This is a genomic window from Shewanella sp. GutCb (assembly GCF_002836135.1).
Classification (GTDB): Bacteria; Pseudomonadota; Gammaproteobacteria; order Enterobacterales; family Shewanellaceae; genus Shewanella.
On record NZ_PJBL01000006.1, the window covers coordinates 50,140 to 67,532 of the forward strand.

15 protein-coding genes and 11 tRNA genes are annotated in these 17,393 nt (G+C 42.6%); 9 read left to right on the forward strand and 17 right to left on the reverse strand.

The features are described from left to right. The first annotated feature begins 39 nt into the window (after positions 1 to 39). Positions 40 to 777, forward strand: a complete 738-nt coding sequence (locus CXF86_RS05610; protein WP_180961022.1) for a DUF2982 domain-containing protein — start codon at positions 40 to 42, stop codon at positions 775 to 777. A 108-nt stretch (positions 778 to 885) separates the two neighbouring features. On the opposite strand, the gene CXF86_RS05615 is transcribed toward CXF86_RS05610, so the two are convergent. From CXF86_RS05615 to galU, 4 genes are all read right to left on the reverse strand, one after another. Further along, on the reverse strand, positions 886 to 1,302 hold the full coding sequence (locus CXF86_RS05615) for a bactofilin family protein (RefSeq protein ID WP_102038567.1): 417 nt from the start codon (positions 1,300 to 1,302) through the stop codon (positions 886 to 888). A 185-nt stretch (positions 1,303 to 1,487) separates the two neighbouring features. Next, on the reverse strand, positions 1,488 to 1,964 hold the full coding sequence (gene napF, locus CXF86_RS05620) for a ferredoxin-type protein NapF (protein ID WP_102038568.1): 477 nt from the start codon (positions 1,962 to 1,964) through the stop codon (positions 1,488 to 1,490). A gap of 63 nt (positions 1,965 to 2,027) precedes the next feature. Then, on the reverse strand, positions 2,028 to 3,041 hold the full coding sequence (galE, locus tag CXF86_RS05625; protein WP_101089300.1) for a UDP-glucose 4-epimerase GalE: 1,014 nt from the start codon (positions 3,039 to 3,041) through the stop codon (positions 2,028 to 2,030). A gap of 50 nt (positions 3,042 to 3,091) precedes the next feature. After that, positions 3,092 to 3,997: a UTP--glucose-1-phosphate uridylyltransferase GalU gene (galU, locus tag CXF86_RS05630; RefSeq protein ID WP_101089299.1), complete on the reverse strand. Its 906-nt coding sequence runs from the start codon at positions 3,995 to 3,997 to the stop codon at positions 3,092 to 3,094. A 456-nt stretch (positions 3,998 to 4,453) separates the two neighbouring features. On the opposite strand from galU, the gene phhA reads away from it, so the two are divergent. The 5 genes from phhA to maiA all read left to right on the forward strand — a co-directional run bounded on the left by phhA (position 4,454) and on the right by maiA (position 9,630). Beyond that, positions 4,454 to 5,245 (forward strand): phenylalanine 4-monooxygenase, encoded by a 792-nt coding sequence (gene phhA, locus CXF86_RS05635; RefSeq protein ID WP_101089335.1) that lies wholly within the window; start codon positions 4,454 to 4,456, stop codon positions 5,243 to 5,245. A 34-nt stretch (positions 5,246 to 5,279) separates the two neighbouring features. Continuing rightward, positions 5,280 to 5,621, forward strand: coding sequence for a 4a-hydroxytetrahydrobiopterin dehydratase (locus CXF86_RS05640; protein ID WP_101089298.1), 342 nt, complete (start codon positions 5,280 to 5,282; stop codon positions 5,619 to 5,621). 341 nt (positions 5,622 to 5,962) lie between these two features. Then, a complete protein-coding gene (gene tyrR / locus CXF86_RS05645) occupies positions 5,963 to 7,507 on the forward strand; it encodes a transcriptional regulator TyrR (protein ID WP_101089297.1) in 1,545 nt (514 codons plus the stop codon). Positions 7,508 to 7,769: 262 nt separating this feature from the next. Then, entirely contained in the window at positions 7,770 to 8,756 is a 987-nt protein-coding gene (locus CXF86_RS05650; RefSeq protein WP_102038569.1) for a fumarylacetoacetate hydrolase family protein, read from the forward strand. A 220-nt stretch (positions 8,757 to 8,976) separates the two neighbouring features. Further along, on the forward strand, positions 8,977 to 9,630 hold the full coding sequence (gene maiA, locus CXF86_RS05655; protein WP_101089334.1) for a maleylacetoacetate isomerase: 654 nt from the start codon (positions 8,977 to 8,979) through the stop codon (positions 9,628 to 9,630). Between the two features lie 21 nt (positions 9,631 to 9,651). Here the strand turns inward: maiA and CXF86_RS05660 are convergent, their stop codons facing one another. Then, positions 9,652 to 10,533 carry a LysR family transcriptional regulator gene (locus CXF86_RS05660; protein ID WP_101089295.1) on the reverse strand — a complete coding sequence of 294 codons (882 nt, stop codon included), beginning with the start codon at positions 10,531 to 10,533 and terminating at the stop codon, positions 9,652 to 9,654. A 182-nt stretch (positions 10,534 to 10,715) separates the two neighbouring features. On the opposite strand from CXF86_RS05660, the gene CXF86_RS05665 reads away from it, so the two are divergent. Then, a complete protein-coding gene (locus CXF86_RS05665) occupies positions 10,716 to 11,942 on the forward strand; it encodes an MFS transporter (RefSeq protein ID WP_102038570.1) in 1,227 nt (408 codons plus the stop codon). Positions 11,943 to 12,087: 145 nt separating this feature from the next. On the opposite strand, the gene CXF86_RS05670 is transcribed toward CXF86_RS05665, so the two are convergent. From CXF86_RS05670 to CXF86_RS05725, 12 genes are all read right to left on the reverse strand, one after another. Then, complete coding sequence (locus CXF86_RS05670) at positions 12,088 to 13,326, reverse strand: MFS transporter (RefSeq protein ID WP_101089293.1); 1,239 nt, start codon at positions 13,324 to 13,326, stop codon at positions 12,088 to 12,090. A 449-nt stretch (positions 13,327 to 13,775) separates the two neighbouring features. Further along, positions 13,776 to 14,003, reverse strand: a complete 228-nt coding sequence (locus tag CXF86_RS05675) for a hypothetical protein (protein WP_101089292.1) — start codon at positions 14,001 to 14,003, stop codon at positions 13,776 to 13,778. Positions 14,004 to 14,110: 107 nt separating this feature from the next. After that, positions 14,111 to 14,186: transfer RNA gene (locus CXF86_RS05680), tRNA-Val, on the reverse strand. Positions 14,187 to 14,231: 45 nt separating this feature from the next. Further along, positions 14,232 to 14,307 (reverse strand) — tRNA-Val (locus CXF86_RS05685). A 45-nt stretch (positions 14,308 to 14,352) separates the two neighbouring features. Further along, a tRNA-Val gene (locus CXF86_RS05690) sits at positions 14,353 to 14,428 on the reverse strand. A gap of 44 nt (positions 14,429 to 14,472) precedes the next feature. Continuing rightward, positions 14,473 to 14,548 (reverse strand) — tRNA-Val (locus CXF86_RS05695). Positions 14,549 to 14,594: 46 nt separating this feature from the next. After that, positions 14,595 to 14,670, reverse strand: a tRNA-Val gene (locus tag CXF86_RS05700). A 46-nt stretch (positions 14,671 to 14,716) separates the two neighbouring features. Beyond that, positions 14,717 to 14,792, reverse strand: a tRNA-Val gene (locus CXF86_RS05705). Positions 14,793 to 14,818: 26 nt separating this feature from the next. Next, a tRNA-Val gene (locus CXF86_RS05710) sits at positions 14,819 to 14,894 on the reverse strand. A 40-nt stretch (positions 14,895 to 14,934) separates the two neighbouring features. Continuing rightward, positions 14,935 to 15,010: transfer RNA gene (locus CXF86_RS05715), tRNA-Val, on the reverse strand. A 49-nt stretch (positions 15,011 to 15,059) separates the two neighbouring features. Further along, positions 15,060 to 15,135: transfer RNA gene (locus tag CXF86_RS05720), tRNA-Val, on the reverse strand. A gap of 47 nt (positions 15,136 to 15,182) precedes the next feature. After that, positions 15,183 to 15,258, reverse strand: a tRNA-Val gene (locus CXF86_RS05725). A gap of 439 nt (positions 15,259 to 15,697) precedes the next feature. Here CXF86_RS05725 and gltX point away from each other — a divergent pair. After that, the gene (gltX, locus tag CXF86_RS05730; protein ID WP_102038571.1) at positions 15,698 to 17,107 is read left to right on the forward strand and encodes a glutamate--tRNA ligase; all 1,410 of its coding nucleotides are present in this window, start codon (positions 15,698 to 15,700) and stop codon (positions 17,105 to 17,107) included. A gap of 103 nt (positions 17,108 to 17,210) precedes the next feature. Continuing rightward, positions 17,211 to 17,286: transfer RNA gene (locus tag CXF86_RS05735), tRNA-Ala, on the forward strand. Positions 17,287 to 17,393 lie beyond the last annotated feature (107 nt).

A 17,393-nucleotide genomic window follows, 5' to 3' on the forward strand; every position in this document is an offset into this window, starting at 1 on the left:
TTTGGCGAGATTGTTACTCGTCATCCCGACGAGCCACAGATGGCTCTAAAGTCATTTTATGTTAATCAACTTATAGTAGACACCACTTTGGAAGTATTGAATTTAGAACCGCTGCTCATTAAACCCGAGAATAAACGTAATGGATTTACGCTGACGTTTGCCGGTATCACTGGGCTTACTATCGGGATAGGACTCTTTATTAACGGCAGCCATCTATTTGCACCTGGTATTGTATGTTTCGCTTTTGGTGCTATTTCAGCGGTGCTAGGTGTCTCTAAGATATTTGAGCCTGAAGTGACGGTAAGTATTGATCCCGATGGGATCCGCTACTTTCATCGCCGTGGTGAGGTTAAAATAGATTGGGATAATATTCAAAGGTTTGATCAGCCAAGGGTGATTCAAGGCGTGGAGACACTCACTTTGCCCTATGTAGGGATAAAACTTAAATTAATAGGTCCAATCTTAGACTGCATCTCATTGCGCTTAGCTTCGGGGTTGCTGACCGAGCAAAGGCCGCTATTGATGACTGCGTCGGCGCAAGATGAAGATCTATCGACATTAGAAAACCAAATGAGTGAAGAGTTCACCCCTTTTATTGAAGACGATAGTCGTTATAAAGGCGTACTGGCTATGTTTGGCCATCGATGCCGTATATTGGGCAGTCATTTAGGTTTTCATCTTTATATCGCTACAGATGCTTTAGATAGGCCTGCGGACGAGTTTATGGCGCTACTGCGCGAGTATCAAAGGTTGGCTTTGGTCAATAGAGCTAATTGAAGCGGATAAATATTCAATCTATAAAAGGATAGAGCTAAAACAACTAATAATATAAAAACTAAGTTTATAAAGCCTTGTTGTTTTATAAACTTAGTTCTTAGCTCATCATCAGCTAGTGGATAATTGTGCATCTTCAATTTGTGCTGGTTTAACGGCTTCTTGTTTGTCTACTGAAGAGGCGGGTAAAAAGGCTATTTCGTCACGAACACGCATTCCTATAAACTGGCCGCCTTCAAAAATTTCCATCGATTGACAAGCCACTTCACCGTCAACAACTCCAGTACTGGTTATATTGAGCTTATTGCAGTTTAATTTGCCACGAAAGGTGCCTGATACTCGCAGTTCTTGGCAATTCAATACGCCATCGATTAGGCCATCTTGTTCAATGGTGATGTTACTTGTGGATTGGATGTCACCATAAACTTCACCAGAGACTAATGCCTCGGCGCTGAATTCACTTTCTCCCGTCAGTTTGGTTCCTTGGGCAATATAAGTGAGCCCACCGCTTCTTTTTCTTTTAAACATAAATGCGTCGCTGTTAGTCAAGGTAGCTTGATGTTACCTTGAAAAAAAACATTTAAAAACCACTTATATTTGGCACTCGCTGTCATTATTTTGGCTCTACAGCATGGGAGAGGGCTAAGCTTTAGTGTTCATTGGAGAAAAGGATTTATGGCAAGGGATATTAGTATGAAAAATATCCGTGTTAATTAGATCTTAATCAATATTGCATTTGATGGACAAGGCGCAACGCAGGCACCGCAACCCGTGCAAGCATCAACATCGATGTTAGGTTGAGGCGCTTTACCTATCGCCATGGTAAAGCTAATAGCGCTTACATCACAAGCGTCTTTACAGCTTTGGCACCATATGCCTTGATAGGCCATACAAGTGTCTTGTATTGAGGCGGTGACTTCCCAAGGCGCAGCGCTGGTGTCGGTAAATAAAGGTTCTGGGCAAACATCAACGCAGCGCTGACAGAAAGTACATTCATCGATGTTAAAATCGACTTCGGGAAAACCACCATCACCTTTGATGATGATGTTGGTTTCACACGCTTGAATACATTTATTGCAGCGGGTGCATTCATCGGTAAACTCGATGTCTTTTTTCACCCAAGGAAGATGAACAGCATCATTCTTTTTACGATTAAAAAGACGACGTCGACTTTGATTGATACTGTTCATCCGCTGTACTCTTGGTTATGTCGATAGTGCGTTAATGCACAACTAACTAAACGTATTGTTTGCTTAGCTGCTATAGCCATTAGGGTTACTTGACTGCCAATGCCAACTACTTTGTGCCATATCATCAATATTATGCGTTGCCTGCCAATTAAGCTCCGTTAAGGCTTTTTGTGGATTAGCATAACAAGCGGCTATATCGCCGGCTCGCCTTGCAACCAATTGATATTTTATGACGGTGCCGCTGGCTTTTTCAAATGCTTTAACCATTTCTAGCACACTATAGCCTTGACCAGTGCCGAGGTTATAAGTCACTAGACCCGGCTGGGTGCGGAGTTTATCAAGTGCTCTTAAATGACCAATAGCTAAGTCAACCACGTGGATGTAATCACGCACACCAGTGCCATCAACGGTATCGTAATCATTACCAAATACACTGAGTTGCTCTCGTTTTCCTACCGCGACTTGGGTAATGAACGGCATTAGGTTATTGGGAATATCATTTGGATCTTCACCAATCAAACCACTGTCGTGAGCGCCAACAGGATTAAAGTACCTTAGTAGGGCAATATTCCAACTCGGATCTGAGTAGTGTAGGTCAGTGAGTATATGTTCAACCATCAATTTAGATTGCCCATAAGGGTTAGTGGCACTGGTTGGGAAATCTTCCGTTATCGGCAAGGATGCTGGATCGCCATAAACCGTTGCGGAAGAGCTAAAGACTAAATTCTTGACGTTAAACTCGTGCATTACTTGGCATAAAACAATGGTGCCAGTAACGTTGTTTTCATAGTAACGAAGCGGTTGCTCTACAGATTCACCAACCGCTTTAAAGCCTGCAAAATGAATGACAGACTCAATTTCATGGTCGGTAAACACCTTTTGTAGAAAAGGTTTATTCAGAATGTCGCCTTGGCAAAAGGTTACCGATTTACCCGTGATTGTCTCGACGCGCTCTAATGCAGTGACACAAGAGTTACTTAGATTGTCGACGATCACTACATCGCTGCCGCTGTTAAGCAGTTCGACTACTGTATGCGTGCCGATATAACCAGCACCACCTGTTACCAAAATTGTCATCTTAATATCCTTTACTACTTTGTTTTTTTACTCATGAAGTGAAATAAGTATTAAAGACTTTTCACTATGTCTTTTAAATACTTGGCAAACTCTGGGCCAATATCTTTATGGCGCAGTGCATGCTCTACGTTGGCTTTCATATAGCCCAACTTATTACCGCAGTCATGACTTTTACCTTGCATGTAATAGGCATTAACCGTTTGATTTTCCATTAGCATGGCAATCGCATCGGTTAATTGAATCTCGTCACCAGCACCCGCTGGAGTCTTTGCTAGGTACTTCCAAATGTCAGCTGGAAGGACGTAACGGCCAACGACACCCAAATTAGACGGTGCGTCATCAACATCTGGTTTTTCAACTAATTGGGTAAGCGGAAGTGATTGACCTGGTTTTAACTCTTTGCCACCAATGTCTGCAATACCGTATTGATCGACTTGATCGTGTGGCACGCCTTCAACCATTATCTGGCCGACTTCGGTTTCGTCATATAATGCAACCATTTGTGCCAAATTGTCTTTGGCTAAATTACTGCTGGCGTCATCGACAATAACGTCAGGTAATAACACTGCAAAAGGGGCATCGCCAACAATGGTTTTAGCGCAAAGAATGGCATGGCCTAAACCTTTTGCTTGTGCCTGACGCACACTGATAATGGTCACATCAGCAGGGCAGATTGATTGCACTTCTGCTAGTAACTGTCTTTTCACTCGGCGCTCAAGGTGCGCTTCAAGCTCAAAACTGGTATCGAAATGGTTTTCAACGGAATTCTTACTGGCGTGGGTGACCAGAACAATTTCTTTAATCCCCGCTGCGATAGCTTCTTTTACAACATATTGGATAAGGGGTTTATCCATAACGGGCAGCATCTCTTTAGGCATCGCTTTTGTTGCTGGCAACATCCGTGTACCAAGACCTGCGACGGGGATAACTGCTTTTAGAATCTTATGTTGTTTCATTATCTTCCTACTTTTCCTATCAATGGATTAGTGCTGTATCACTATTCTATACTGAATTAATATCATGTGTGCTTTGATTTTGGCGCTGCTGATTGATATTTATTAAATTTGACGCTTGTAAGGCGATATTTTCATCGTATATTGTTTAGCGAGTATTCAATGTCCTTAATGCTCTTTGCTCAGCAATTTAAGGCTGTACAGGGTTAAAGCTCCCTTCTACACTTTTTAGTGAAGTATTTTATGGTTTGGCTTTATAAATCCAAGCAAGATGTAAACATAGGCGTACATTAAATACACTGTTAATAAAAGCATTTATTGGCGTGGATAGAGGTGTGTAATTTATTCGTTACATTAAGTAGGCCGTAACGCGTAAAGAATAAACTGTGATCTAGTTAACAAAAAACCGAGTTTGGTTAACTATGGAGGCAGGCAATAGTTACGAGTGTTTTTATCACCATGAGCAAACTAACGAAGTATATCGCTCACTTGCCTGATGCAAGTGGCCGTATCCAGTACCCACAAGACGAACATGATATCTGGCAAGAGCTTTATGCAAGACAGCTTGTCAATTTACCTGGCCGTGCATGCCAAGCTTACATCGATGGACTTGAGCGCCTGGCATTACCAAGCGATAGGATCCCGCAGCTAAGTGAAATTGATGCTGTTCTACAAGAAACGACAGGATGGAAAACGGCGGCAGTACCGGCGCTTATCTCTTTTGGTAAGTTTTTTGAACTGCTAGCGAATAAGTCTTTTCCTGTAGCGACCTTTATTCGAAGTCGTGAAGAACTCGATTATTTGCAAGAGCCTGATATTTTTCATGAAGTATTCGGACATTGTCCATTACTGACCAACCCATCGTTTGCCCATTTTTCGCATCTTTATGGCCAATTAGGATTAGCAGCAAGCAGAGAGGAACGTGTTTTCTTAGCACGACTTTATTGGTTTACTGTTGAGTTTGGCATCATACGCGCAACTAATAATGACCTGAGTATTTATGGTGGCGGTATTATAAGCTCGCCTGGTGAAACACTCTTTGTGATGGGCAATGAGCCTGAAATTAGACCGTTCGATCTGGTCGATGTGATGCGAACCCCTTATCGTATCGATATTATGCAACCCATCTATTATGCAATAAACAGTATTAGTGATCTCGATGGTATCGCTGAAATGGATATTATGGGCGCAGTAAAGAAAGCCCAGCAGCTTGGATTATTTGCAGCAACGTATCCTGCTAAAGCGGGCTAAATACGATTTAAATTACAGAATTAAAGGAAAGATAATGACTGAATTAGCCCAAATGAAGTGTGAAGCCTGTCAAGCAGATGCGCCTAAAGTGAGTGATGCCGAGCTGGGTGAACTTGTACGTATGATCCCTGACTGGACTGTAGAAGTACGTGACGGCATTATGCAGCTTGAGCGTGTGTACAAGTTTAAGAATTTTAAGTTAGCAATGGCGTTCACCAATAAGCTCGCCGATCTTGCTGAGGCTGAATTTCATCACCCAGGCATTTTGACCGAGTGGGGAAAAGTGACGGTGACATGGTGGTCTCATTCAATTAAGGGGCTGCACAAGAACGATTTTATTATGGCTGCCAAAACAGATGGATTATTAGCTGACTAGTTTTATGCCGTGCCAGCGTTGCTGGCACGCTTCTTTTTTCTTTATGTTACAAATCTGCTGTAAACAAGCCTTGCCACAACCCTCATAACCTTTTAACGTATAGGCGAAATATGCTTAACAGTTATCTGTTCTTCTTATTGGATCAGAGCTTAGCGTCGCTTAATGCTGGTTACTCGCTTCTTATCAGTTTTATTAACTATTTGATTGTCTGCGATTCGTCGAAAGTGGGTCGGTGTTTGTCCATTGATGCTGCCACTAAATTAGCTTCAAAGGCCATTAAATAGTTAATGCAATTAGTTTTATCCCAATAACAATTATTTAGAAAAGGGAACTGCAATAGTATGCGCTTGGAAGTCAGCTGTTTGGACCGAGTCGGTCTAGCGAAAGATATATTATTGATAATGGAAGATTATGGGATCAACTTGTTTGCTATCGATGCTAGCAATCAGGGTTTTCTGTATCTGCAATTTGCTGAGGTTAGTTTTGATATGCTCAGTGAGTTACTGCCGCTCATCCGCAAAGTAGAAGGTGTACATGATGTACGAACCGTCTCCTTTATGCCTTCAGAACAAGAGCATTACGCGTTAAAAACCTTATTAAAGACGTTGCCTGATTCTGTATTTTCCCTCGATATAAAAGGGCGTATTCGTATTGTGAACGAATCGGCTTTGCATATTATCGGTATGGCTGAACATGAGGTCATCGAAGAATCTATTGGTCACTGGGTACAAGGCTTCAATTTTAGCCGTTGGTTGAGTGAATCAACCGTGCTGGCGCAAGCGACCCGGGTCAATATTGGTGAGAACGAATATCTGGCCGAAATGTTACCTATCTATTTACCGGACGGTAGTGAAAACCCGATTCTTGCTGGTGCTGTGGTGTCTTTAAAGTCACCGGCCCGTTTAGGTAAACAGTTTAATGCGTTGCAAAACCAAACAGCAGGTTTTGAAAATGTATTAGCCACAAGCGATAAGATGAAAGAGGTGCTTGTGCAGGCCCGTAGAATGGCTCAGTTAGACGCGCCATTATTGATCACCGGCGAAACAGGGACCGGTAAAGAGTTGATGTCACGAGCGTGTCATGACGCCAGTATGCGCCGTGATCAACCTTTTATTGCGATTAATTGCGCCGCTATGCCAGACAGCGCAGCCGAAGAAGAGTTATTTGGCTATGTGAGTAATGGCAGTGTGGTTAAACGCGGCTTTTTTGAAGAAGCCAAAGGCGGAACGGTCTTTTTAGACGAAATCGCTGAGATGTCTCGATCTGCACAAGTTAAGTTATTACGCTTTTTACAAGACGGTACCTTTAGACGTGTTGGCGGCGATGAAGAGGTGCGTAGTGATGTTCGGATTATCTGTTCGACGCAAAAAAATCTAGCTGAACTTTGTCAAAGTGGTGAATTTAGAGAAGATCTTTACTACCGTATCCACGTATTAGGCTTTCATGTGCCATCTTTGCGCGAGCGAAAAGTTGACGTTATTCCACTGACAGAAATGTTTTTGGAGCATTATAGCCAGCAATTATCTATTCCTATTCGTCGTATTTCAGGTGCGTGCCGTGAACATCTGCTGGGTTATGCTTGGCCTGGCAATATACGTCAGCTTAAAAATGCCATTTTTAGGGCTGTATCAATGTGGGATGGCAGTGCGGAATTGACGGTAGACCAGCTTAAATTACCATCATATGCTGAAGGTTTTGGCTATTTTGATCATCAATTCGAGGGCAGCCTTGAACAAGCGATGAAGCAATTTGAAGCCAGTTTACTGCGTCGATTATATCCTGCTTACCCAAGTACACGCCAATTAGCTAAAAAGTTAGGAGTGTCTCACACTGCTATTGCGAATAAGTTGCGTGAATACAAAATAAGTAAGCAAAAAACCTTGTAACAGCGGGTTGCCAGTCATTGCTTGCTTTAGCAGCGATAAATCATCAATAACCCCCATTACAGCCTATTTTATATAGGCTGTAATCATATGTTTACAAACTAGGGGCCATTCTACATAAATGTGATTTGGCTCACGCTATTCCACTATTGCCATAGTTAATGCATATTTCTATGCAAAGTAGATTTAGGTGTCAGCTTGATCCATTTAAAACAGCATGCAAAAGCTGGGATAATCAGCTAGCCACATTTTATTAGGAGTGAGTATGAAGTTAGCAAGTTATGATAATGGACGCCGTGACGGCCAGTTAATGTTAGTTAGCCGAGATCTAACTAAAGCGGTTGCAGTGCCCGCTATTGCTCATACTATGCAGCAGTTGCTAGATGCATGGGATCTACTTAACCCACAGTTGGTTGAGCTTTATGATGCATTGAACGAAGGTTTGATGGATAACGCAATCGCATTTGACGAAGCTAAGTGCCTATCACCGCTTCCAAGAGCTTATCAATGGGCCGATTGTAGTGCTTATGTAAACCATGTTGAATTGGTACGTAAGGCTCGTGGGGCTGAGATGCCAGCAACATTTTGGACAGATCCGTTAGTTTATCAAGGTGGCTCAGATTGTTTTATTGCACCTAAAGCCGACATCCTATTAGCAAGTGAAGAGTGGGGCATTGATTTTGAATCTGAAATTGCCGTGATCACCGATGATGTGCCAATGGGAATTACAACAGAAAATGCAACTAAGCACATTAAACTGTTAATGCTGGTTAACGATGTGTCCCTAAGAAACTTGATCCCAGGTGAATTAGCTAAAGGTTTTGGTTTCTTCCAAGCTAAGCCTTCAAGTAGTTTTTCACCTGTAGCGGTAACGCCGGATGAGCTAAACGACAAGTGGCAAGATAGTAAAGTACATCTGCCATTAATCACTCATCTGAATAATGAACTGTTTGGTCGTCCAAACGCGGGTGTCGACATGACGTTCAACTTCAGCCAATTGGTATCTCACGTGGCTAAGAGTCGTCCTTTAGGGGCTGGTGCCATTATTGGTTCTGGAACGATTTCTAACTATGACCGCAGTGCTGGCTCAAGCTGTCTTGCTGAGACTCGTATGCTTGAAACCATTGCAGAAGGTAAGCCATCGACGCCATTTATGCGCTTTGGCGACCGTGTTCGTATTGAAATGCTTGATGAAAATGAGCATTCAATATTTGGCACAATTGACCAGCAGGTTGTTGAGTATAAAGCTTGATTTTTAGCCTAAGCCATTGATGTACTTAGCAACATGAAGAGTTAATTCGTAAAGAGTTAGCTCTTTTTTATTTTTAGGCTGTTGGGTTTAGATAATACCAATGGCATTAAATAAGTCGTTAATACAGAAGCGCTCAGGCTTCAACTCAATACGTATTGATGAGATATTGGTTGCTCGCTTGTGAGTCAGTGCAATTGATATAATGGGGAATTTAACAATGATGAAATTATATGGATACTGGCGTTCAAGCGCTGCTTACCGTGTGCGTATCGCGCTTAATTGCAAAGGACTAACTGCTGAGCAAATTTCTGTTCATCTAGTCAAAAATGGTGGTGAGCAACATCAGTCTCAATACACTGCCTTGAATGCACAGGAGTTGGTGCCTACATTGGTGACAACAGATGAAGATGGCCAAGAGTGGGTGTTAACGCAGTCACTTGCGATAATCGAGTACCTTGAAGATAAGTATAGCAATAGTCCACTTTTACCTATCGGTGCTTTTGACAAAGCCATTGTAAGAGCGATGGCGCTGACGGTAGCGTGTGAAATTCATCCTTTGAATAACTTAAAAGTATTGCAGTATTTGGCCGCAGAATTAGAGACTAGCGATAGCGCAAAAACGGCGTGGTATCACAGCTGGGTAAATCAGGGGTTTGCTGCATTAGAACAGCAATTGGCACAATATAGTGGTGATTTCTGTTTTGGCGATAACATCACGTTAGCTGACCTATGTCTGGTGCCGCAAGTTTATAACGCAGAGCGATTTAACGTTGATATGACGTTATTTCCTAATATTGTACGGGTTAATGCACATTGCTTAGCTCAACAAGTTTTTATTGATGCGATTCCCGAGAATCAACACGACGCGGTATAGGCTAATGCTTAGCGGCCATTTCTAGCGGTTTTGCATTAAGAATTCGACAAACGCCCGATCGGCTTTACTGATTGGGCGTTGTTTTTTCCAAGCTATATGCAGGTCTAAATACACTGGCGGTTCAAAAGGCTTTGCCAATATATTATCATGCGGTTCAATCACCATCTCTAAAACACTGGTAATCCCATACTCTTGGGCAACCACTTGTTTGATAAGATTGATAAGATTAGTTTCAAACGCAATACTGGCATTGAGGCCCAATAACTCAGCCTGTGCAAGCATCCATTCTCGATGAAAGTATCCCTGTTTAAATAGGACTAAATCGTGTTGAAAAAACTGTTCAAGGGGCACGGAAGCTTGATCGGCTAACGGATGATGTTTACCTACGGCAACGACCATCTGTTCTTGCAGTAAAAGGTGACTTTCAAAGTTTTCGTTCAAATCGTTGGCGGTAATGATGGCGATATCGACATCTTCTCGTAGCAGCATTTTTAACGTGTCACGAGTACCACCTTCAAATAATGATAACTTCAAGTCCGGATGTTGATGCCTAAAAGCCATTAACCGACTTGGCAGATAGAAAGAGCCTAGCATACCAGGAACAGCTACTCTCACCTCGCCTTTGGTTAAGTTCGCCATTGCTTTGATATGGGCTTCTGCTTGCGCCATATTTTTAATAATAAGCGTTGCGTGTTGATGTAGTGCACGTCCCTCAGCCGTTAAAGAAAGCGTCTTACTGCGTTTGTGGGCACCTCTGTCTACTAAGGTGACTCCGAGTGAGTCTTCTAACCTTTTTATGCTCTGGCTCAGTGCTGGTTGCGCTATGTTTAATTGTTGCGCGGCTTTAGTAAAGCTTCCTGAGGTTATCAATGCATCAAGATGTTTTAACTGTTTTATATCCATAGCAAACCCACTTAAGGCGGAACGACGAAATGTTTTGTTCTCGAGTGCTTATACTGCCAATTTTGAAGTTAACTTTCCATAACAAAAATCAATGAATTGAGCTGTTTTTAGTTATTATCGTTATGTAACTAGCATTGCTATGATCATCGGACTGAGACAACGTTGTGAAGAGTCATATTATTATGAGCAATACTGCTGTGCAGGTTAACGATAAGCGCGAACTACAATTAATTGGCGGTTTATCTATTGCTTCGATTGTTATTTTTATCAATTTGTATCTTGTTCAGGGAATGCTACCGCTTATTGCCGAGTCATTTTCGGTGTCAAAAACACATGCGACTTTATTGTTATCGGTGACAAGCTTCACGATGGCATTTTCGTTGCTACTGTTTGCAGTTCTGTCAGATCGTATCGGCCGTAAACGCCCGATCATTATTAGCCTTTATCTGCTCGTTATTGTGGATATAATTGCAATATTTATTGGTGATTTCAGTCAACTTGTTGCATTGCGAATGGTACAAGGGGTTTTACTCGCTTCAGTGCCCGCGATGGCAATGGCTTATTTTAAAGATGAGCTTGGTGGCAATGTGCTGTTAAAAGCGGGGGCCATTTATATTGCAGCGAACAGTGTTGGTGGTATAACGGGTAGGTTGCTTGGCGGTATGATGTCTGAATATTTGCAATGGCATCAGGCAATGGCGCTGTTGGCTGCTTTATCGCTCATTGGCACGATACTCGCTGCAACGATGTTACCTGACAGTCAGTTTGTTAAGCCTAAGCTTGGACTTGGAAAATTGGCTGTGCAATCAGATTTAAAAGGATTTTATCATCATCTAGCTAACCCAAAGTTGAGATTGATTTATCTTGTAGGTGGCGTCGCATTCATGGTGATGGTCAATCAGTTTAGCTATATACAACTGCATTTAATGGCGAGCCCCTTCATGCAGGGACCTTTTGAGGTAACCTTGATCTTCCTTTGTTATTCAAGCGGTACATATGCATCGTATCGTAGTGCCAAATGGATTAGTAAACTGGGCATTAAGCGTGTATTTAGTTTGTCAGTTCTCGCGTTAATGCTAGGGACACTATTTACCCTTTTTGATAGTGTGATTACCATCTACATAGGGTTTCTAGTCTCCTCATTTGGTTTTTTTCTTATTCACAGCAGTTGTAATGCTTGGGTTGCGTTTATCGCTAAGCAACATCGTGCAAAAGCCACAGCGCTGTACTTATGCAGTTACTATCTAGGCGCTGCCATTGGCGGACCTTATTTGTTACCTTTTTGGCAACATTGGGGTTGGCAAGGTGTTGTATTCGGTTCAATGATTTGCTTGAGTGTACTGGCTGTACTCGTCAATAAGTTAATATCGCCTGCGAATGCAAAAAGCCCAGTGTCATTTACTGCTTAACATATATTAATTAATACCGGGGTTTATGCTGAACTGCTTTTAAAGCCCATCTTTATGGATTGGGACAATGTGAAATACCCAGCGACTAAAGTGTACTGGGTTACTCGGTACCATTCGATAAATGGCCCATTGCTGCTTAACTTATTTAAGCTGGTGCACTCGAGGGTTGTGGCCATATTTTTGCCCGGTAATGGCCATGAAAGAACACCGCAGCTGCAAAAAATGTGACTAAAGCCCCACTGAGTAAAGCCCATTTCACATCAAGTATACTCAATATACTGCCAAGTCCCGCAGCGAGTAGGTTACCTAAGCAGAATATAGTCACCAACATTCCCATCAGTTGTCCCTGTGCGTTGTTGTGGTATGAATTCGATAAGTACACTGGCAGGAAACCGTTATAAATGGCTATTCCTGCGCCCATTAGTGCGAAACAAATTAAATATAGCTGGCTGGTGAGAAAGGGAAGCGCGGTAAGGGCAGAGCCAAAGATAATGACTCCCATTAAGCCTGCTCTAGCATGTGACATTGTTTGCTGAATTTTTGGGTTAATCCAAATGCTGGTAAAAATCATACATGCCGTTAAGAATACGGTAGCCCAACTAATATCTACCGGGGTGTAGCTGAATTGCCTGACTAAAAATAGGGGGTAGAATTCGTAGTAGAGATTGACTCCCATAGTTAACAATAAGTACAGCATAAAAAAACGGCGTAAATCAACTTGGCGCAGCAGTACAAGGCTTGAAGCATTGCTTGGTGCATTGGTCGTTTCGTTTAGGCTTGATGGCATGAGGAAGTGACTTAATCCTGCGCATAAGAAACATGCAATAGCCGCGACAATAAATACCGTTTCAATCCCTGAATAAATTAAATAGCCACCCATCAGAGGACCTAGTAAATACCCACCGTAGCCCATTGCACTAATGAGAGAAAAGCTGCGAGTTTTATCGATGATAGGGTGAAGGTCCGCTGCGATTGCACGGGCAATCGAAATATTGCCTTCGCACACACCGGTCATTAGCCTTGCGATACAAAATAGCGCAAAGTTACCAGAGAGTGCAGCGAAAGCGGTTGCACTATAGCCAATACCACTGCCCACTAAGGTGAGAGTTAATAAGCGACGCCTACCGTAACTATCAGATAAAGCACCAATAAAAGAACTACCTATAATAATGCCTAAGGGGTAGACACCTAATACGATGCCTAACAACAGCTCTTTAGGTAGACCTTGAAACTGAGTTAATGCACTTTCACCTTGTTCGAAAAGCGGCGCTAAGATGGGGTAGGGAAGGGCAATACCAGCAACACTGATAAGCGTCACTATTAAAGTGATCATCAGTATTTTTTTTGCTTCAGCTTGAGTCGTGCGAGTAGACATCTTTTTCATATTTAGCTTTATCTGGTAATGATATAGCTAAATATTACATGTACAGCAAGTTAAGTAAATAAAAAAGTTTACTTAATGCGATTGGTATTAATTATCGTGCTGGATAAAAGATGTCATCTTTGATGGCAAGTTAACCCCTATAGGTCAAATGCTATCAACAATCAGCGTCCTGAGTTCAAGTGAATACAACTAATTTTAAGTGATGCTTTTTAGATATGCTGAGATCATTTTATGAAGTGAGATAATGAGGTGTTCTGACAAAGTGACTTTTTTATGCTTGTTGGCGTAAGCCTTTGAGCATTTATCGCGGTTTAATATCTTGTCGATATGGTTCATTTATGCCTTCTGCAATATCGACGCTACTACATCGAAGTAGACAGCAGATGATTGAAGCAAATAGCGATTATATGTCAAATATATCTAGCAGAGCTAAACGGTATTGATGAGTATTATTTAGTCGGATTTATCTGGTGCATCACAGTGTCGCTAGGAAGCAACTCAAGGTGACCTTGCTCGTCGAAATACCAACCCGTAATGAAACCCTTTTGACGCATTCTGACTAAGTTTTGCATGACTTCTTTTGCTTCTACAAGCGCAGTTTGTTGATCGTATTGATACGTGAGCTTTAAGTAGGCGGCAATACTCGAAAGTGAAGCCGATTGACTAACGTCAGCCATGAGATTCATCCAAAAATAGAACATACTAAAGGATAGTTGAAATTGGGAAGTACTGAAGAAAAATAGATAAAGAAATGGTGTGTAACATCGAATCTAGAGGGGAAATATGGTGGTCGATACTGGGCTCGAACCAGTGACCCCCTCCTTGTAAGGGAGGTGCTCTCCCAGCTGAGCTAATCGACCTGGGGCTTACTCATTGTACTAACTGTTATTCTCTTTAGCAGAGAATGGTGGTCGATACTGGGCTCGAACCAGTGACCCCCTCCTTGTAAGGGAGGTGCTCTCCCAGCTGAGCTAATCGACCTGGGGCTTATTCATTGTACTAACTGTTATTCTCTTTAGCAGAGAATGGTGGTCGATACTGGGCTCGAACCAGTGACCCCCTCCTTGTAAGGGAGGTGCTCTCCCAGCTGAGCTAATCGACCTGGGCTTACTCATTGTACTAACTGTTATTCTCTTTAGCAGAGAATGGTGGTCGATACTGGGCTCGAACCAGTGACCCCCTCCTTGTAAGGGAGGTGCTCTCCCAGCTGAGCTAATCGACCTGGGGCTTACTCATTGTACTAACTGTTATTCTCTTTAGTAAGAGAATGGTGGTCGATACTGGGCTCGAACCAGTGACCCCCTCCTTGTAAGGGAGGTGCTCTCCCAGCTGAGCTAATCGACCTGGGACTTACTCATTGTACTAACTGTTATTCTCTTTAGTAAGAGAATGGTGGTCGATACTGGGCTCGAACCAGTGACCCCCTCCTTGTAAGGGAGGTGCTCTCCCAGCTGAGCTAATCGACCTGGGATATAACTTAAATTTTGTAAGATGGTGGTCGATACTGGGCTCGAACCAGTGACCCCCTCCTTGTAAGGGAGGTGCTCTCCCAGCTGAGCTAATCGACCTGGGCATTCTTACAATAAAATATTCACATCATCAAAAAGATGGTGGTCGATACTGGGCTCGAACCAGTGACCCCCTCCTTGTAAGGGAGGTGCTCTCCCAGCTGAGCTAATCGACCTGGGAATACTTTAACAACGTTGTTTTTAGATAAGCTTCATCTAGTTAGATGGTGGTCGATACTGGGCTCGAACCAGTGACCCCCTCCTTGTAAGGGAGGTGCTCTCCCAGCTGAGCTAATCGACCTGGGACTTATCTAATTTTAACAACTATATTCTATTCAAAATAAAATATGGTGGTCGATACTGGGCTCGAACCAGTGACCCCCTCCTTGTAAGGGAGGTGCTCTCCCAGCTGAGCTAATCGACCTCGCTGCGTGGGGCCGTATTATAGGGGGGAACGATCTACTGTCAACGCTTTTTTAGATAAAAGGTGGTGCGCGGTTCAATTTTGCACGTATTGAAGCATAGTTAATCATTTCCGTCACGTAGCGTTGGGGGAAGTGATCAAATTTAGGCTTAATCATATTAGCGTGTTCGAATGAAAATGGTATATTTTGAGAGTGAAACGGATCTAATTTACGGAGATTAACGATTAATGGTGCAGGATAAAGTTAATCATTTTTTATTGAAGGAGGGCTAAAGACGGATAAAAGTCAGTCTAGTGCTTAAAAGTGTCATTTCGGCCACAAAAATTGCCATATAGTAGCAGAACTATTTTCCCTGACCGCTTTGGCTGTTAGAATGTGCGCCACATTCATTGGTACAGTCTATTATTTAGACTTTCTATATTAGGTCAGTGTCCCATTATGACAATTAAGACGCGTTTTGCACCAAGCCCTACTGGTTTCCTACACGTTGGTGGTGCTCGAACAGCACTTTATTCATGGTTATATGCACGTGCAAACCAAGGCGAATTTGTATTACGAGTAGAAGATACAGATATTGAACGTTCTACACCAGAAGCATGTGCTGCGATTCTAGAAGGGATGGAGTGGTTAGGTTTAAACTGGGATGAAGGTCCTTACTATCAAACCAAGCGTTTCGACCGTTATAACGAAATCATCGCGCAAATGTTAGAGCAGGGTAGTGCATACAAGTGCTATTGCAGCCGCGAACGTATTGAACTTATGCGTGAAGAGCAAGCCGCTAAAGGTGAACAACAGAAGTATGATGGTTGTTGTCGTTATAAAGCACCTCGTGATACTGATGAACCATTTGTGATTCGCTTTAAAAACCCGACAGAAGGCAGCGTTGTTTTCAATGACCACGTACGTGGGCGCATTGAAATATCAAATAGCATGTTAGACGATTTGATCATCGCTCGTACCGAAGGTACACCTACTTATAACTTCTGTGTTGTCGTTGATGACTGGGATATGGGTATTACGTGTGTTGTTCGTGGTGAAGACCATATCAATAACACACCGCGTCAAATCAACATTTTGAAAGCGCTTGGTGCCCCGATCCCTGAATATGCTCATGTGGCGATGATTTTAGGTGATGACGGTGCTAAGTTGTCAAAGCGTCATGGTGCCGTTGGCGTTATGCAATATCGTGACGATGGCTATTTGCCTGAAGCACTGCTTAATTACCTGGTTCGTTTAGGTTGGTCTCATGGTGATCAAGAAGTTTTCTCTATTGATGAAATGAAGCAACTCTTTAAGCTCGATGATATCAATAAAGCAGCTTCTGCCTTTAACACTGAAAAGTTGAATTGGTTGAACCAGCATTATATTAAAGAGATGGATCCAGAATATGTAGCTTCTCATCTTGAGTGGCACATGGCTGATCAAAATATAGATACCAGTAATGGCCCTAAATTAGCTGAAGTGGTTACCGCACTTTCTGAGCGAGCTAAAACGCTGAAAGAGTTAGCGTCATCGAGTCGTTACTTCTTTGAAGACTTTAGCGACTTTGACGAAAACGCAGCTAAGAAGCATCTTCGAGGCGTTGCAATGGAGCCTCTTAAACTTATTCAGTCAAAATTATTACAACTGGAAGAGTGGAGTATAGAGGCTATCCATCAAGCAATTGAAGACACCGCCAGTGAATTAGAGGTAGGAATGGGCAAAGTGGGAATGCCTTTACGCGTAGCGGTTACAGGCGCGGGTATGTCACCAGCTGTCGATCTAACCTTATTCTTGGTTGGAAAGGCTCGCTGTGAACAAAGAATCTCCAAAGCGATTGAATTTGTAGCAAATAGAATAAATTCCTAAAAAACGAGTTGACACTTTTGGGTGTGCTGCATAGAATGCGCCACGCAGTTGAGACACTGGTAGCAAATGCTTATAGTGCACTCAAAGGTGATTTAGTTAGTGAGGGGCCTTAGCTCAGCTGGGAGAGCGCAACACTGGCAGTGTTGAGGTCAGCGGTTCGATCCCGCTAGGCTCCACCAATTAACTAATCTTAAGCGTTAAATCTTAGCCTACAAGATTTGATGAGTATTCACTCTTTGCAGAGTCTAATGCAGTCCTAGCTCTTTCTTATAAAGAATCTTCGAGT

Coding starts and splice junctions, on each gene's coding strand:
- CXF86_RS05610 (WP_180961022.1), top strand. CDS start 40: ATGGCTCTAAAGTCATTTTATGTTAATCAACTTATAGTAGACACCACT.
- CXF86_RS05615 (WP_102038567.1), bottom strand. CDS start 1,302: ATGTTTAAAAGAAAAAGAAGCGGTGGGCTCACTTATATTGCCCAAGGA.
- napF (WP_102038568.1), bottom strand. CDS start 1,964: ATGAACAGTATCAATCAAAGTCGACGTCGTCTTTTTAATCGTAAAAAG.
- galE (WP_101089300.1), bottom strand. CDS start 3,041: ATGACAATTTTGGTAACAGGTGGTGCTGGTTATATCGGCACGCATACA.
- galU (WP_101089299.1), bottom strand. CDS start 3,997: ATGAAACAACATAAGATTCTAAAAGCAGTTATCCCCGTCGCAGGTCTT.
- phhA (WP_101089335.1), top strand. CDS start 4,454: ATGAGCAAACTAACGAAGTATATCGCTCACTTGCCTGATGCAAGTGGC.
- CXF86_RS05640 (WP_101089298.1), top strand. CDS start 5,280: ATGACTGAATTAGCCCAAATGAAGTGTGAAGCCTGTCAAGCAGATGCG.
- tyrR (WP_101089297.1), top strand. CDS start 5,963: ATGCGCTTGGAAGTCAGCTGTTTGGACCGAGTCGGTCTAGCGAAAGAT.
- CXF86_RS05650 (WP_102038569.1), top strand. CDS start 7,770: ATGAAGTTAGCAAGTTATGATAATGGACGCCGTGACGGCCAGTTAATG.
- maiA (WP_101089334.1), top strand. CDS start 8,977: ATGAAATTATATGGATACTGGCGTTCAAGCGCTGCTTACCGTGTGCGT.
- CXF86_RS05660 (WP_101089295.1), bottom strand. CDS start 10,533: ATGGATATAAAACAGTTAAAACATCTTGATGCATTGATAACCTCAGGA.
- CXF86_RS05665 (WP_102038570.1), top strand. CDS start 10,716: ATGAGCAATACTGCTGTGCAGGTTAACGATAAGCGCGAACTACAATTA.
- CXF86_RS05670 (WP_101089293.1), bottom strand. CDS start 13,326: ATGAAAAAGATGTCTACTCGCACGACTCAAGCTGAAGCAAAAAAAATA.
- CXF86_RS05675 (WP_101089292.1), bottom strand. CDS start 14,003: ATGGCTGACGTTAGTCAATCGGCTTCACTTTCGAGTATTGCCGCCTAC.
- gltX (WP_102038571.1), top strand. CDS start 15,698: ATGACAATTAAGACGCGTTTTGCACCAAGCCCTACTGGTTTCCTACAC.